Consider the following 14,628-nt stretch of genomic DNA (forward strand, 5'->3'; position numbering starts at 1 on the left):
GCGGGGTGCAAAGATAACATCTTTATTTTCTTCTTTCCAAATCTTTTCGCGATTATTTTTTAAGTTTTTTACTTTCGTTTCAAACCCAATCACTTAGACTTTTTAAGAACATTATGTTAAAGAACTCTGCTTGTTTCACATCTCACTTGTTGTTCAATGCGGGTGCAAAAGTACCACTTATTTTCACTTTTCCTAACCTTTTCTTAATCTTTTTTACCTCTTTTTTACACTTCAACTGAACCTCAGCAAGTTAGACAGGAAAGTTTTTCCAGAAGAATGCAAGCATGATCTAAAACAGCTCTCTCCTACTCTTATATATATAGTATAAGGCATACTTATTATATATAGGTATACTTATTAAGCCGTACTGCACGCCTACTGCACTTGGCTTCGAGAGCCTCAGCCACCGTTCCGTACTTTGATATTACTTTGATATTACTTTGATATTACTTTGATATTACTTTGATATTACTTTGATATTACTTTGATATTACTTTGATATTACTTTGATATTACTTTGATATTACTTTGATATTACTTTGATACGGGTCAAGTACGGGTCAAGTATGGGTCAACCCTATCTTATATAGCATATAACGCCAACCGGAAACCGGCATGTTTAACCCTGTCAGGGTTTGATACTTCGACAAGCTCAGTAACCGCCGCTGACAGGGTTGCAAACCAATAAAGACTTTACTCCTATATATAAGGTATACTTTCTTTAATGATGCACGCCCGCGTGAGGGATCGAAGCGGCATCCTTTTATGCAGCGCAGCGGAATAAAAGATACAGCAAAGAGCCCGACCCGGAGGAACGGAGGGGCACGCCATTAGTTAGATTGTTCGATTATTAGATTATCAGACTGCTTAGATTTCTTAGATTGTTCGATTATCAGATTGTCCGATTGCTGAACTACTTAGACGGCTTGGACTTCTTATCTCTAACAACCGAACATTCCCTACTAAGAACTAAGGACTCTTCACTAATCACTAACTACTAATCACTAATTACACGAAAGAATATACCTATATATATTGTATGTGTTTTGCGAAAGGCATATATTTGCGGACTTAAATTAACAATAATGATTAAGATTACTTTACCAGACGGTTCGGTTAGAGAGTACGCAAGTGGCGTAACTCCTATGGATGTGGCTAAATCTATCAGTGAAGGTTTAGCAAGAAATGTGATTTCGGCTTCTTTTAACAATACAACAATTGAGGCTGAAACCCAATTAACGACCGATGGTACGCTTACATTATTTACATGGAATGATGCAGACGGTAAAAAAGCGTTCTGGCATTCGACTTCGCACGTAATGGCACAGGCTCTTGAAGAATTATATCCGGGAATCAAATTAACAATTGGTCCGGCTATTGAGAGAGGTTTTTACTATGACGTGGATTTTGGTGACAAAAAGATTACCGATGCTGATTTCAAGAAAATTGAAGACAGGGTTTTAGAGATTGCCCGCGAGAAACATGAATTCAAAATGCGTTCGGCTACAAAAGCTGAAGCATTGGAACTATACAAAGACAATGAGTTCAAAACAGAATTGATCCAGAATTTAGAAGACGGAACGATTACATTTTGCGACCACTCTACATTCACCGACTTATGCCGAGGAGGACACATTCCGAATACAGGAATCATTAAAGCAATGAAAATCCTTTCAGTTGCAGGTGCTTACTGGAGAGGTGACGAAAAAAACAAGCAGTTGACACGTGTGTACGGAATTTCGTTCCCGAAACAAAAAGATTTGACTGACTATTTGGAATTACTGGAAGAAGCAAAACGCCGTGACCACAGAAAACTTGGAAAAGAACTGGAATTATTCCACTTCTCACAACGTGTGGGCCAGGGATTACCGTTATGGCTACCAAAAGGAGCCGCTTTACGCGACCGTTTGGAGCAATTCCTTAAAAAAGCACAGAAGAAGGCAGGATATGAGCAAGTAGTTTCCCCTCATATCGGTCAGAAAGAATTATATGTGACTTCAGGTCACTATGCCAAATACGGAGCAGACAGTTTCCAGCCGATTCATACACCGGCAGAAGGAGAAGAGTTTTTATTAAAACCGATGAACTGTCCGCACCACTGTGAGATTTACAATGCAAGACCATGGTCGTACAAAGACTTACCGAAGCGTTATGCAGAATTTGGTACCGTATACCGTTATGAGCAATCAGGAGAATTACACGGTTTGACACGTGTAAGAGGATTCACTCAGGATGATGCGCACTTATTTTGTACACCGGATCAGTTAGACCAGGAGTTTAAAAACGTAATCGACTTAGTACTATATGTATTCGGTTCGTTAGGATTTGAGAATTTTACGGCACAGGTATCGGTGCGTGATTTGAGCAATCCTGACAAATACATCGGAAGCGTTGAAAACTGGGAGAAAGCAGAAAACGCGATTATCAGTGCTGCAAAAGACAAAGGACTGAACTATGTTATTGAGGCAGGAGAAGCCGCTTTCTACGGTCCGAAACTTGACTTCATGGTAAAAGATGCCTTGGGAAGAAGCTGGCAGTTAGGAACCATCCAGGTAGATTACAACTTACCGGAGCGTTTTGACCTGACTTACAAAGGAGCTGACAACGAATTACACAGGCCGGTAATGATTCACCGTGCGCCGTTTGGTTCAATGGAGCGATTCATTGCAATTTTACTGGAGCATACCGGTGGAAATTTCCCACTTTGGTTAATGCCGGAACAGGCTATTATCCTAAGTTTGAGCGAGAAATATGAAAATTATGCGAAAAAAGTTTCAGATTTGCTAGAAAATCACGAAATTCGCGCCCTAATTGACAACCGTAACGAGACGATCGGTAAGAAAATCCGTGAGGCTGAAGTGAAGAAATACCCGTTTATGCTGATAGTTGGCGAGGAAGAAGAGAAAAACGGAACAGTATCGGTGAGACGTCACGGTCAAGAAGGAAAAGGAAATATTACAATTAAAATAGATGAGTTTATCGCTCTTGTGAACGAAGAAGTGAGCAAATCATTAAAGACATTTGAAGTTTAACTAAAAATTTAAGGTTATCGCAATCAGAAACAACAGAGGATTTCAACCTCGAGTAGAAAAAAAAGACGCACACAGAATTAACAACAACATTCGTGTGCCAGAAGTACGTCTTGTAGGGGAAAATGTAGAGCCGGGAGTTTACAAAACTTCTGAAGCATTACGCTTAGCAGACGAATTTGAATTGGATTTAGTGGAGATTTCTCCAAACGCTGAACCGCCGGTATGTAAAATCATGGACTATAAAAAGTTCCTATACGAGCAAAAGCGAAGAGAAAAAGAACTAAAGGCAAAATCCACGCAGATTACCATTAAAGAAATTCGTTTCGGACCTCAGACAGATGAGCACGATTATGAATTCAAAAAGAAAAACGCGGAGAAATTCCTGAAGGAAGGTTCGAAGTTAAAAGCATTCGTATTCTTCAAAGGACGTTCGATTATTTATAAAGAGCAAGGACAAATCTTATTATTAAGATTGGCACAGGACTTGGAAGAAGTTGGAAAAGTTGAAGCTATGCCGGTTCTTGAAGGAAAGAGAATGATCATGTTCATTACTCCGAAAAAGAAAAAATAGTTAAGTCAAAAGCTGAAAGTTCTTAAGTCAAAAGTTGCAACACTTTAAGACTTTAAACGTTAGGCTTCAGACTCAAAAGAAAGTAAGTAAGTTGAATTAAATAAATTTGGGAAATTATGCCTAAAATGAAAACTAAATCTAGTGCTAAGAAACGTTTTAAAGTTACTGGCTCTGGAAAAATTAAAAGAAAACACGCTTTTAAAAGTCACATTTTGACTAAAAAGTCTAAGAAACGTAAATTAGCGTTAACTCACTCTGCATTGGTTCACCCATCAGACGAGAGAAGTGTTAAAGAGCAATTAAGAATTATGTAATAAAAGCTGTAAGCTTTAGGCAAAAGTTTAAAGTGTACAATTTTATAATGTAACCCAAAGTTCTTTAGGTTAAAACAATTCAATAACCCTGGGGTGGGCGAATAAAAATCAGGATTAAGATTCTGAGAATTCGAAAGTGCGCAAGCCGCCTTACTTCAAAAAAAAAGTAAAATTATGCCAAGATCAGTAAATTCAGTTGCTAAAAGAGCAAGAAGAAAAAAGATAATGAAGCAAGCCAAAGGTTTCTTTGGCCGTAGAAAAAACGTTTGGACAGTTGCTAAGAATGCGGTAGAAAAAGCAATGCTTTATGCTTACCGTGACAGAAAGCAAAAAAAGAGAAACTTCCGTTCTTTATGGATTATGCGTATTAACGCTGGTGCAAGATTAGAAGGAATGTCTTACTCTCAGTTCATGGGTAAAATCAAAGCTAACAACATCGAGTTAAACCGTAAGGTTTTAGCTGATTTAGCGATGAACCACCCAGAGGCTTTCAAAGCTATTCTTAACAAAGTAAAATAATAAACGTTTAACAACATATTTGACTTACTTACCTTAAATCCCATTTTAACGAATGGGATTTTTTATTTCATAAGGTTTTCTAAAAATTAGCTTTTAAAGCCTCATTTTTAATACATTTGCCAACAACTCAAATTACTATATCATGAATAAACGAATACTGGTTTTACTGAGCGTTTCTTTAAGTCTGACCACTTTTGCGCAAAGCAAAAAACTAACACTTGAAGAATCCGTTTTACAGCAAAACAGACAATTCAGAGCTGACCGTTTAGCGGGTTTCCAGTGGATTCCCAACACAAGCAAGTATGTTTACTATACTGATGCCTGGACCAAAATGGTTACAGGACAAGCTACAGACAACACTACGGCTGAATATGTTAAACTGGCCGACATCAATACCGCTTTAGGTACCAAGCTGAAAAACTTTGGCGGTTTGGAATGGATAGACGCCAATACTGTTCTGGTAACCGAAGGAGGAAAATACTTCACTTATGATCTTACTGCCAAAACAGGAAAAAAAATACAGCAGGCAACAGAAACAGCTGAAAACATTACGTTTGATTCTAAAAAGCAATACTTAGCTTTTACTGAAAAAAACAACTTATACTTCTTCAACCAAAATCAGGAAAAAGTAGCAGTAACCAACGAGAGTAATCCTGAAATTGTTTCCGGACAATCGATTGCCAGAAATGAATTTGGAATTAAAGGAGGTATCTTCTGGTCACCAAAATCTAACTTCCTTGCCTTTTATCAGAAAGACGAAACGGAAGTTGGCAATTATCCTTTATTAGACATCACACAAACACCGGGTAAGCTGGTTAACATTAAATACCCCATGGCCGGTCAGAAATCTGAGAAACCGAAAGTCGGCATCTACAACATTGCAACCGGGAAAACCGTTTTCATTAGTCCGAAAGGCAATGTGAATGATTATTTAACCAATGTTAGTTGGACTCCGGATGAAAAATACCTTCTTATAGCCGAATTAAACCGTGGCCAGAATGACATGAACCTGAACTTGTATGATGCAAACACAGGAACATTTGTACACACTATCTTAAACGAAAAAAGCACTAAATGGGTAGAACCGGAACATCCTGCTTTTTTCCCATCGGCTAAAACCAACAATTTTATCTGGATTTCGGAAAAAGACGGTTTCAACAATCTTTACTACTATAATTTAGAAGGAAGACTGATTAAGAAACTAACCCAGAATAAATTCCCAACCAGAGCTATTTTAGGTGCCAATACAGCAGGAACAGAAGTTTTCTTTATGGCTACCGGTGAGAATGGAACAAACATGTTAGGATACAAAGTAGACCTAAAAGGAAAGCAAACCCTTATTACAAAAGACCAGGGAGTTCACGCTGTTTCATTCAGTGCAGACGGTAACTGGGTTTTAGATGAATATTCAAATCATACGACTCCTTCAAAATCGGTTTTATATGATAAAAACCAAAAAGGGAAATTACTTTTAGAGAGCGAGAACAAGTACAAAGATTACTTCATGGGTACTGCTGATATCAAAACGATTAAATCTGCAGACGGTGTAACCGATTTATTTACCCGTGTAATTAAACCAAGTAACTTTGATCCTGCTAAGAAATACCCTGTTTTAGTCTATGTTTATGGCGGTCCTCATGCACAATTGATTACCAACTCTTATTTAGACGGAGCCAACTTATGGATGTACTATATGGCCGAGCAAGGTTATTTAGTATTTACTTTAGACAACAGAGGTTCAGACAACCGAGGTGTTGCTTTTGAAAGCGCTATTCACGGAAGACTGGGGGTTAATGAAATAGAAGACCAGATGTTAGGAATTGAATACTTAAAATCACTTCCATATGTTGATGCCAACCGTTTAGCAGTACACGGATGGAGCTTTGGAGGATTCATGACCACATCGTTAATGCTTCGTCAACCAAATACATTTAAAGTAGGTGTTGCAGGTGGTCCGGTTATCGACTGGAAATGGTATGAAATCATGTACGGAGAGCGCTATATGGATACACCGGAAGAAAATCCTAAAGGATATGAAGAAGCTTGTGTATTGAATTATGCAAAAGATTTAAAAGGTAAATTATTACTAATTCACGGAACAAGTGATGATGTGGTGTTAGAGCAACACAATTTATCATTAGTTAAGAAATTTGTGGAAACGCAAAAGCAGGTGGATTACTTCCCTTACCCTATGCACAAACACAATGTATTAGGGAAAGACAGAGTTCACTTGATCCAGAAAGTATTGGATTATGTAATTGAAAACAATAAATAAAAAAAGAGCCACTATATAGTGGCTCTTTTTAATTAAAATATTGACATTCCTGTTTTTGTGGTTAGCTGCTCCAGAGCGAACATTCCCAATTCTGAATTTCCTTTTTCATTTAAGCGTGGTGACCAGGAAGCCACCACAAAGTTTTTAGGGTACAAGGCCACTATTCCTCCGCCAATACCGCTTTTACCGGGTAAACCCACCCTATAGGTAAACTCCCCTGATTCATCATAGAAACCACAGGTTTGCATTAAAGCATTCAGCCTTTTCACCTGGCTTGTATTCAAAACCTGTTTCCCGGCTTCTGTTTTTCCTTCATTAGCAAAAAAGTAAAATGCGTGCGCGAGTTCTTTACAGGTCATTTCAATTGAGCATTGGTAGAAATAAAAATCCAATACTTCATTGATATCATTTTTAATATTGCCGAAGGATTTCAGGAAATTAGCCAGGGCTGCATTTCTAAAACCTGCATTTTTTTCCGAGTTAGCAACCTCAGGATTGAAATCAATAGTAGGATTACCTGAAACTTCCCTTATGAATTCGATAAAATCCTGCTTTGGGTTTTTCAATTCGGAGATCAGAACATCGGCAATAACCAAAGCACCGGCATTGATAAAAGGATTACGCGGAATTCCTTTCTCATATTCCAATTGGACCAACGAGTTAAAAGGATTTCCTGATGGTTCCACTCCTACCCGCTCCCAAATTTTTTCACCTACAATCGAAAAAGCCAAAGTAAGGGACAATACCTTTGAAACCGACTGAATGGAAAACTTTTCGGAGGCATCACCGATACTGAAATCCTGTCCGTTCATGGTTAAAAGATGGATTCCGAATTTGTCGGGATTAATAATGGAAAGTTCCGGAATGGAAGTTGAAACCAGGCCTATTTTAGGTTGGCCTTGTGATTCCTTGTAAATATCTTCAAGTATGGTTAAATAATCCATGATGCAATTTGAGCTTTATTCAATAAAAAATCCCAAACTCAACAATAATGACTTTGGGATTTTATATTTTCACTTATAAAGCTATCATGCATAAGCAATTACACAGAGTAAGAATACTAAAGTAATTACATACAAAACGTCTTTATAAGTGATTCTAAATTCAGAATCTTTATTCATTTTGTTTCTATAAGATTTGGGTTGCTTAAGTAACAAAATTAATAATTTTTTATTGTTCCGTTAATAAAAAAAATCAGGTTTTTTGATGTTTTTTCTTAGCGGCAGGAAACAAAATATTATTCAATATCAGACGGTAGCCCGGTGAGTTAGGATGCAGCTCCAGTGTTGTAGGCTCATCACCTACCCTATGCTGGTAATCTTCAGGATCATGACCTCCATAAAATGTAAAGAACCCTTTTCCTTTTTGGGAATGAATATACCGTGCTTCCCCATTAATCATGCATTCCCCCATTATCAGGACATTTGATTTAATCAGTTCCCTGTCGAAAGAAGTACTTTGTCCCATAAACCCTTTAACCAATTGTGTGTGGTTTTGGCAGAGCATTGACGGAATAACATCCCACTTGGCAGAAAACTCCATCAGGGTAAAATAATCTTTTTCGAAAGGAACTACTCTTTTTTCGGTCATGTCTATATTGGAAAATTCATAACGGTCTGGTCTTCTTTCCAGCACAAAATCCTTGAAAGCAAATGTTTTATTGAAATCAATTTTGGATTGGTAGTTTGGTTCGCTTGGATCCCCGTCAAACATTGCTTCACAGATATCGACACCTTCAGCAGCTAATGCAATATCAAAGCTGTCAGTAGCCGAACACATGGCAAACATAAAGCCTCCACCGATAACAAAATCCCTTATCTTCTTGGTTACAGCCAGTTTTTCTTCTGATACTTTTTTGAATCCCAGTTTTTGGGCTAAAATTTCTGCTTCTTTTTTCTGCTCGATATACCAAGGCATATTGCGGTAATTCGCATAAAACTTACCGTATTGTCCGGTAAAATCTTCGTGATGCAAGTGTAGCCAGTCGTAAAGCAACAACTGATCACTTAACACCTCTTCGTCGTATACTTCTTTATAGGGAATTTCGGCATATTTCAATACCAAAGTAACGGCATCATCCCAGGGTTGTTTTCCTTTTGGGGTATAAACAGCTACTTTTGGCGCTTTTTCTAAAGCTACCACTTCCATATTTTGGGAAGGAGATGCTATTTCAGCAAGAATCTGATTCGTTTCTGTATCGGATAACACTTCAAAACTTACTCCCCTTATTTGGCATTCCTTTCTGATTTCATCTGCATCCGGCAAAAGAAAAGAACCGCCACGGTAATTCAAAAGCCAGCTGGCCTTGTATTGCTTTTCAATAGCCCAATAGGTTATCCCGTATGCTTTCAGGTGGTTTTTCTGAGCGTTTTCGTCCATTGGCAGCAATACATAATTTGCCCTCAATGAAAAGGAAATCAAAAACAATAGGATAAAAGCTAACGAAGTTTTACATTTCATCTTAAACATATTTCTATCCAAATATAGTCAGTTCTTTTTTATTTTACTGTTATAACTATATTAAAACACGTAGAAATACGTAATGCTGTCAACAATAAAGTGGCTAAATTTGTTCTTTGGATCAACAAGTCTAAATATGGGAATTGTCCACACTACAACAGAAAAGAATAAAAAGTACTTTTTTTATTCCATCAAAAGAATAGGTATCATCCTGTTAACTCTTATTCTTGCAGTCTATTATTTTCTGGTTATATCATCTTTCCTGTCAAATAGCTAAATCATCGACAGCGATAATTTTATTCTGAATGGCATAAACTACAAGACCTGCCACATTTTTAGACTCGGTTTTGAGCAACAAATTATTGCGGTGGCCTTCAACCGTTCTCGGGCTTATAAAGAGTTTGTCTGCAATTTCATGGGTATTGAGCTGTTTACAGATCAGAAGCAGAACCTCTTTTTCCCTGTTCGTCAGGTAGTCCTCATCAAACAATGTTTTATGTGGCTTGGTTGGGCTTGCGGTTATTCCTTCCTGAATAATTTTTAAAACCTGCTCGTTATAATGCAATCCTTTTTCATAAACCTCATTGATCGTTTTAATCATTTCAACCGGAGTTGTATTCTTAACTAAATAGGAAGCAGCCCCTATGTTGATCATATTGGCAATGAATGACTTTGAGTCATAACTGGTTAGGGCTATTATTTTTATATCCGGAAATTCCTCATGAATGACGCGGGTAGTTTCAACCCCATTCAGGTATGGCATTTTGAGATCCATCATTATAATATCCGGATGAATACTGCTTTCTTTCAAAAAAGAAATCAGTTCTTTACCATTGGATACTTCAAAAATAATTTCGAAGTTTTCTTCCCTGTCCAGTAAAAAAGATATCCCTTTACGGAATAACACTTCATCATCGGCCAGAATAATCTTTATTGTATTTTTCATTTTAAAAATTAAAAATTACTTGCGTTCCTTTATTCAATTCAGAATCTACATGCAAAGCTCCTTTGAGGAAACTTACCCGGCTTTCTATATTTTTCATTCCCAGACCTTTTTGGTTTTCAAAATTTTCAACATCGAAACCAATGCCGTTATCTGAAAACTTACAGTATACAAAACCATTTTTTTGCTCAAATGAAAGCGAAATCTTCGATGATTTTCCGTGCTTCAGGGAATTATTGAACAATTCCTGTATAATCCTGAAAACATGTAAATGTTTATGGATTTCATTATTATCGAATTCAACCGAATTTTTATACTCAATTTCAATTGACTTACTGCTGTTGATTTCGAAACATAATTCTTCAACACCTGCATGTAACCCGAATTTTTCAAGAACCGGAGGCAATAAATCATGGGCAATTCTTCTGGAATTATCCAGTGCCTTAGTGGTAAGATTGATGATATTGGCTGAAATTTCTGCAATCTGGATTTCAGACAAATTACTTGCAGTGAGCAAATGACTGTTAAGTGAAACAATATTCAACTTTGAACTGATGTCATCATGCAAATCCTGTGCGATTCTTTTTCTTTCTTCCTCCTGTGTAACAATTATGGAATGCAGTAGCTCTTTTTGGTAATTGACTTCCATATTCTTTTTTTCAATTTCTTTCTGAATAATTTTCTTTCTCGAAAAATAAAAAAAGAGTACCAGTAGCAAAGCCAATAGCAAAAAAGCACTGAATGTATATATAATTGCGCTTATTAATTCATTTTGTTGTATAGCAGCATTACTGTCCATAACTCAACTTTTTAGTTCCTGAAAAACTTTTCTTCCATTCATACAGAATAAATATCTGATAAACCACATAGAGAAGTGCATTCAGTATCCAGGGAATATCATTGAATTCGGTTGCCATTTTTGTAGCCAGATTTCCGACCAGGAATAAAACAGTACTTCCGAATAAATAAATCAGGATCCCAAGATTAATGTAATAAAATTCCTTTTTCTCATTTAACAGGTTGTACAGTTGAAATGTACCATAGAGTATAATAAGGAAAGAAGTGATGAAGATTTCAAATAAGTTGAATTTCAAAAACAGACTGAAATCCAAAGCATACTGTACCGAAAGTGTCAGAAGACAAAAAACAAAACCTAATTGGATAATTTTCTTCTGAACCCCATTCAATCCAAGATTCAAATAAAAAAAGCTTAATAAAATAAATTGCAGGATAAAATAAAAATGAGACAGAAACAAGTTGTCGATTCTCATATATTGTAATGTTCCGACAGTTATTTGAATCAGAAACATCACAAATAGGTAAAAAGCAAAAATCTTATAAGCTTTCCCCCATTTTGAAAAACCCATTAAAAAAATTACTGTATTAATCAGTAAAATGATATAGCCCAGATTTGCAAAAATTTCTAAAACCATTCCTTTTTAAATAATTCATTAATCACAAGTTGACGGACATGGCTGTGAAAAATCGTAAATAGCTCCTGAACTATTTGGATTAGTTCCTTGTGGCAATGAAGGCAAAATAATCTTTTTGTCTTTGTTTAATCCCATCATAACGGTAGTTAATTTCCCGGAAGGGTTTATTCCGAAAAACACTCCAAAATATTTGAAACCTTCAAAAGCCGTTATTTCCTGAACAATTTCCTTCTTTAGGTTAAAATACCGTATACGTTCATTATCATAGGAAACAATCTCTAAAAGGGTTTCATTGTCATTCTCAGACAATTCAGTATTCCATCTGTTAAGATAACCGTATGCTGCAGCCGGTTGAAGTAAATGCATTGCAGCTATGTTATTACTGCTTGAAAATTCAAGATTTGAATTTTCCAATTCATTTATAACATCGTTAAACGACCTGTCACAATACACCATCGGATTAATTATACCCAGATTTACTCCGTTTCTTTTCACACATTGCAACTTTGTATCCAATTTGCCGTTTGTCAAACCTAAAACAACCCTAAAGCCATAAGCTTCAGGGTTTCTTAACAGGTTAAGCACTGCTTTATCAGAAAACAGATAACTGGTTATTTTCTGTTTCGATTTCAACATACTGACATCCAGACCAGCATCTTTCCATTTGTTATTAAATTCCGAAAGATTTATGTTGTTCGGATTCTCATTTTTCATTTCTTCTCTCTGGCAGGAACCTAACGAGAAAAGAACAAAAAAAGACAGTATCAGGTTAATTTTCATCTTTTATGCCTTTATGAACCGTATAAAGGACTATTTATATCACATGTTGAAGGGCATGGCTTAGTAAAGTCATAAATATCCCCTTCCGGTAATGTTGAAGAATCATTTCTACTGGTAGCACCGGTAATCATATCAACATAAGTATCTGTTTTTTCATCATAAACGGTGCCAACAATCATTAAACGCTCTACTCCGTCATCATCTATACCTATATAAGCTCTTGCTGCATCAATACCTTCTTCTAAAACTTCCAATAAATCAACTTTAGGGATAAGGAAAGCTTTCAATTCGTGGTGTTTGTTGTAATCACCTTCTTCTTTTCTCCATCTTGCTGCCCATGCTTTTGCTTCTTCGAGTGTAATTGTGTTTTCTTTCATATTTTTTCAGATTAGTTTATTTAACAAAAATAATACTATAATTCAATAAAAAAAGGGCTCTGTCAAAAACACGTAGAAATACCTGTACCGCTTTTTTAGGTATGCAATAAATTAGCAAATTCAAACAAAACATTAACTTTTAAATTCAATTGTATGTCTACAGAACCGTTTATCGGAGAAATCAAAATTCTCGGATTTAATTTCGCACCAAGAGGTTATGCAACCTGTCAAGGCCAAATATTATCAATTGCCCAAAATACAGCTCTTTTTTCATTATTAGGAACAATGTATGGCGGTAATGGTCAAACTACATTCGCTCTTCCTGATTTACAAGGCCGTATGCCCATTGGACAAGGACAAGGACCAGGCTTACCTTTTTATACTATTGGAGAAAAAGCAGGAACAACAACTACAACCTTAACGACAAACAATATGCCGATTCACAATCATGCCGCAACCGGTATAAACATAAGGATACCTGTAACTTCGGCAAGTGAAGATTCTGCTGCGGCGAATAATTATATTGGAAATGCGGCAAGTGATACTTTTGGACCCAATGCTTCACCTACGGCTTCATTGGGAGCACCCGTGGTTTCAGGCGCAACAGCCATGGCCGGGGGAAGTCAACCCTTTTCAATCTTAAATCCTTATTTAACAGTCAATTACTCTATTGCAATTGAAGGAATTTTCCCGTCAAGAAATTAATTAAAAAGCATATATTTGTACAATAGTCGAACTTAAAGCAAACTAACTATGTCTACAGAACCTTTTATTGGGGAAATCAAAATTTTCGGATTTAACTTCGCCCCAAGAAGCTATGCAACCTGTCAAGGTCAAATATTATCAATCGCCCAGAATACTGCACTTTTTTCATTATTAGGAACAATGTATGGCGGAAACGGGCAAACTACATTCGCTCTTCCTGATTTACAAGGCCGTATGCCTATTGGACAAGGACAAGGCCCGGGGCTACCGGCTTATAGTATGGGAGAAGTAGCAGGAACCACAAATGTGACACTACTATCTAACAATATGCCAATACACAATCATGCTGCAACCGGTATAAACGTAAGGATACCTGTAACTTCAGCCAGTGAAGATTCTGCAGCAGCCAATAATTATATCGGTAATGCTGTTAATGATACTTTTGGACCTGTAGCATCGCCAACCAGTTCATTGGGAGCTCCGGTAGTTTCAGGAACTACAGCTTTAGCAGGAGGCAGTCAGCCCTTTTCAATTTTGAACCCTTATTTAACAATAAATTATTCAATTGCCCTTCAAGGTATCTTTCCTTCAAGAAATTAATTGAGAGCATTCATTACTAATCAAATAAAATTTTAAACTATGTCTACGGAACCATTTATTGGAGAAATCAAAATTTTAGGATTTAACTTCGCACCAAGAGGTTATGCAACCTGTCAGGGCCAAATATTATCAATTGCCCAAAATACAGCTCTTTTTTCATTATTAGGAACAACCTATGGAGGGAATGGCCAAACAACTTTTGCTTTGCCTGACTTACAGGGGCGTGCACCTATCGGTCAAGGACAAGGACCCGGATTACCTAGTTATGTTATGGGACAAGTTGGAGGTACAGTATCTACAACATTGACAACTGCTAATATGCCAATACACAATCATGCTGCAACCGGTATAAACGTAAGAATACCAGTAACTTCAGCAAGTGAAGATTCTGCAGCGGCGAATAATTATATCGGAAATGCGGTAAATGACACTTTTGGTCCTGTGGCATCACCCACTGCTTCATTAGGTGCACCTGTAGTTTCCGGAGCAACTGCCATGGCAGGAGGAAGTCAGCCTTTTTCAATTTTGAACCCTTACTTAGCAATTAATTACTCTATTGCCACAGAAGGTATTTTTCCTTCCCGCAACTAAAGATAATGACAATTTACGATTGTCAAAA

The 14,628-nt window shown here is 36.9% G+C and carries 15 protein-coding genes; 8 read left to right on the top strand and 7 right to left on the bottom strand.

Annotated features, from left to right (window positions below; all coding sequences use genetic code 11):
* Positions 1-1,085: 1,085 nt before the first annotated feature.
* The 5 genes from thrS to NAT51_RS16780 all read left to right on the top strand — a co-directional run bounded on the left by thrS (position 1,086) and on the right by NAT51_RS16780 (position 6,711).
* A complete protein-coding gene (thrS, locus tag NAT51_RS16760; protein WP_250600732.1) occupies positions 1,086-3,032 on the top strand; it encodes a threonine--tRNA ligase in 1,947 nt (648 codons plus the stop codon).
* A 16-nt stretch (positions 3,033-3,048) separates the two neighbouring features.
* Positions 3,049-3,603, top strand: a complete 555-nt coding sequence (gene infC, locus NAT51_RS16765) for a translation initiation factor IF-3 (protein WP_394799708.1) — start codon at positions 3,049-3,051, stop codon at positions 3,601-3,603.
* 116 nt (positions 3,604-3,719) lie between these two features.
* A complete protein-coding gene (gene rpmI, locus NAT51_RS16770) occupies positions 3,720-3,917 on the top strand; it encodes a 50S ribosomal protein L35 (protein ID WP_250600734.1) in 198 nt (65 codons plus the stop codon).
* Between the two features lie 174 nt (positions 3,918-4,091).
* Positions 4,092-4,436 (top strand): 50S ribosomal protein L20, encoded by a 345-nt coding sequence (gene rplT / locus NAT51_RS16775; protein WP_250600736.1) that lies wholly within the window; start codon positions 4,092-4,094, stop codon positions 4,434-4,436.
* A 142-nt stretch (positions 4,437-4,578) separates the two neighbouring features.
* On the top strand, positions 4,579-6,711 hold the full coding sequence (locus NAT51_RS16780) for a S9 family peptidase (RefSeq protein WP_250600738.1): 2,133 nt from the start codon (positions 4,579-4,581) through the stop codon (positions 6,709-6,711).
* 32 nt (positions 6,712-6,743) lie between these two features.
* Here NAT51_RS16780 and NAT51_RS16785 read toward each other — a convergent pair whose 3' ends face one another.
* From NAT51_RS16785 to NAT51_RS16815, 7 genes are all read right to left on the bottom strand, one after another.
* On the bottom strand, positions 6,744-7,655 hold the full coding sequence (locus NAT51_RS16785) for a glutaminase (RefSeq protein ID WP_250600740.1): 912 nt from the start codon (positions 7,653-7,655) through the stop codon (positions 6,744-6,746).
* A 250-nt stretch (positions 7,656-7,905) separates the two neighbouring features.
* A complete protein-coding gene (locus NAT51_RS16790; protein WP_250600742.1) occupies positions 7,906-9,171 on the bottom strand; it encodes an asparagine synthetase B in 1,266 nt (421 codons plus the stop codon).
* Between the two features lie 265 nt (positions 9,172-9,436).
* Positions 9,437-10,117 carry a response regulator transcription factor gene (locus NAT51_RS16795; RefSeq protein WP_250600744.1) on the bottom strand — a complete coding sequence of 227 codons (681 nt, stop codon included), beginning with the start codon at positions 10,115-10,117 and terminating at the stop codon, positions 9,437-9,439.
* Between the two features lies 1 nt (position 10,118).
* The gene (locus NAT51_RS16800; RefSeq protein ID WP_250600746.1) at positions 10,119-10,913 is read right to left on the bottom strand and encodes a sensor histidine kinase; all 795 of its coding nucleotides are present in this window, start codon (positions 10,911-10,913) and stop codon (positions 10,119-10,121) included.
* On the bottom strand, positions 10,903-11,547 hold the full coding sequence (locus NAT51_RS16805; protein ID WP_250600748.1) for a hypothetical protein: 645 nt from the start codon (positions 11,545-11,547) through the stop codon (positions 10,903-10,905). The genes NAT51_RS16800 and NAT51_RS16805 overlap by 11 nt, the downstream gene beginning before the upstream one ends.
* An 18-nt stretch (positions 11,548-11,565) precedes the next feature.
* The gene (locus tag NAT51_RS16810; protein ID WP_250600750.1) at positions 11,566-12,327 is read right to left on the bottom strand and encodes a hypothetical protein; all 762 of its coding nucleotides are present in this window, start codon (positions 12,325-12,327) and stop codon (positions 11,566-11,568) included.
* 11 nt (positions 12,328-12,338) lie between these two features.
* A complete protein-coding gene (locus NAT51_RS16815; protein ID WP_250600752.1) occupies positions 12,339-12,704 on the bottom strand; it encodes a hypothetical protein in 366 nt (121 codons plus the stop codon).
* 153 nt (positions 12,705-12,857) lie between these two features.
* Here NAT51_RS16815 and NAT51_RS16820 point away from each other — a divergent pair, with 153 nt between their 5' ends.
* From NAT51_RS16820 to NAT51_RS16830, 3 genes are read left to right on the top strand one after another with little or no spacing between them, the layout of a single operon-like run.
* A complete protein-coding gene (locus NAT51_RS16820) occupies positions 12,858-13,409 on the top strand; it encodes a phage tail protein (RefSeq protein WP_250600754.1) in 552 nt (183 codons plus the stop codon).
* 48 nt (positions 13,410-13,457) lie between these two features.
* A complete protein-coding gene (locus tag NAT51_RS16825; protein WP_250600756.1) occupies positions 13,458-14,009 on the top strand; it encodes a phage tail protein in 552 nt (183 codons plus the stop codon).
* A gap of 39 nt (positions 14,010-14,048) precedes the next feature.
* Positions 14,049-14,600 (top strand): phage tail protein, encoded by a 552-nt coding sequence (locus NAT51_RS16830; protein ID WP_250600766.1) that lies wholly within the window; start codon positions 14,049-14,051, stop codon positions 14,598-14,600.
* Positions 14,601-14,628: the final 28 nt, after the last annotated feature.

Origin of the sequence: Flavobacterium amniphilum, assembly GCF_023634845.1 — a bacterium.
GTDB lineage: Bacteria > Bacteroidota > Bacteroidia > Flavobacteriales > Flavobacteriaceae > Flavobacterium > Flavobacterium amniphilum.

Bases quoted from the DNA above. Each gene is read 5' to 3' on its own strand.
- thrS (WP_250600732.1), top strand. From the start codon at position 1,086: ATGATTAAGATTACTTTACCAGACGGTTCGGTTAGAGAGTACGCAAGT.
- rpmI (WP_250600734.1), top strand. From the start codon at position 3,720: ATGCCTAAAATGAAAACTAAATCTAGTGCTAAGAAACGTTTTAAAGTT.
- rplT (WP_250600736.1), top strand. From the start codon at position 4,092: ATGCCAAGATCAGTAAATTCAGTTGCTAAAAGAGCAAGAAGAAAAAAG.
- NAT51_RS16780 (WP_250600738.1), top strand. From the start codon at position 4,579: ATGAATAAACGAATACTGGTTTTACTGAGCGTTTCTTTAAGTCTGACC.
- NAT51_RS16785 (WP_250600740.1), bottom strand. From the start codon at position 7,655: ATGGATTATTTAACCATACTTGAAGATATTTACAAGGAATCACAAGGC.
- NAT51_RS16790 (WP_250600742.1), bottom strand. From the start codon at position 9,171: ATGAAATGTAAAACTTCGTTAGCTTTTATCCTATTGTTTTTGATTTCC.
- NAT51_RS16795 (WP_250600744.1), bottom strand. From the start codon at position 10,117: ATGAAAAATACAATAAAGATTATTCTGGCCGATGATGAAGTGTTATTC.
- NAT51_RS16800 (WP_250600746.1), bottom strand. From the start codon at position 10,913: ATGGACAGTAATGCTGCTATACAACAAAATGAATTAATAAGCGCAATT.
- NAT51_RS16805 (WP_250600748.1), bottom strand. From the start codon at position 11,547: ATGGTTTTAGAAATTTTTGCAAATCTGGGCTATATCATTTTACTGATT.
- NAT51_RS16810 (WP_250600750.1), bottom strand. From the start codon at position 12,327: ATGAAAATTAACCTGATACTGTCTTTTTTTGTTCTTTTCTCGTTAGGT.
- NAT51_RS16815 (WP_250600752.1), bottom strand. From the start codon at position 12,704: ATGAAAGAAAACACAATTACACTCGAAGAAGCAAAAGCATGGGCAGCA.
- NAT51_RS16820 (WP_250600754.1), top strand. From the start codon at position 12,858: ATGTCTACAGAACCGTTTATCGGAGAAATCAAAATTCTCGGATTTAAT.
- NAT51_RS16825 (WP_250600756.1), top strand. From the start codon at position 13,458: ATGTCTACAGAACCTTTTATTGGGGAAATCAAAATTTTCGGATTTAAC.
- NAT51_RS16830 (WP_250600766.1), top strand. From the start codon at position 14,049: ATGTCTACGGAACCATTTATTGGAGAAATCAAAATTTTAGGATTTAAC.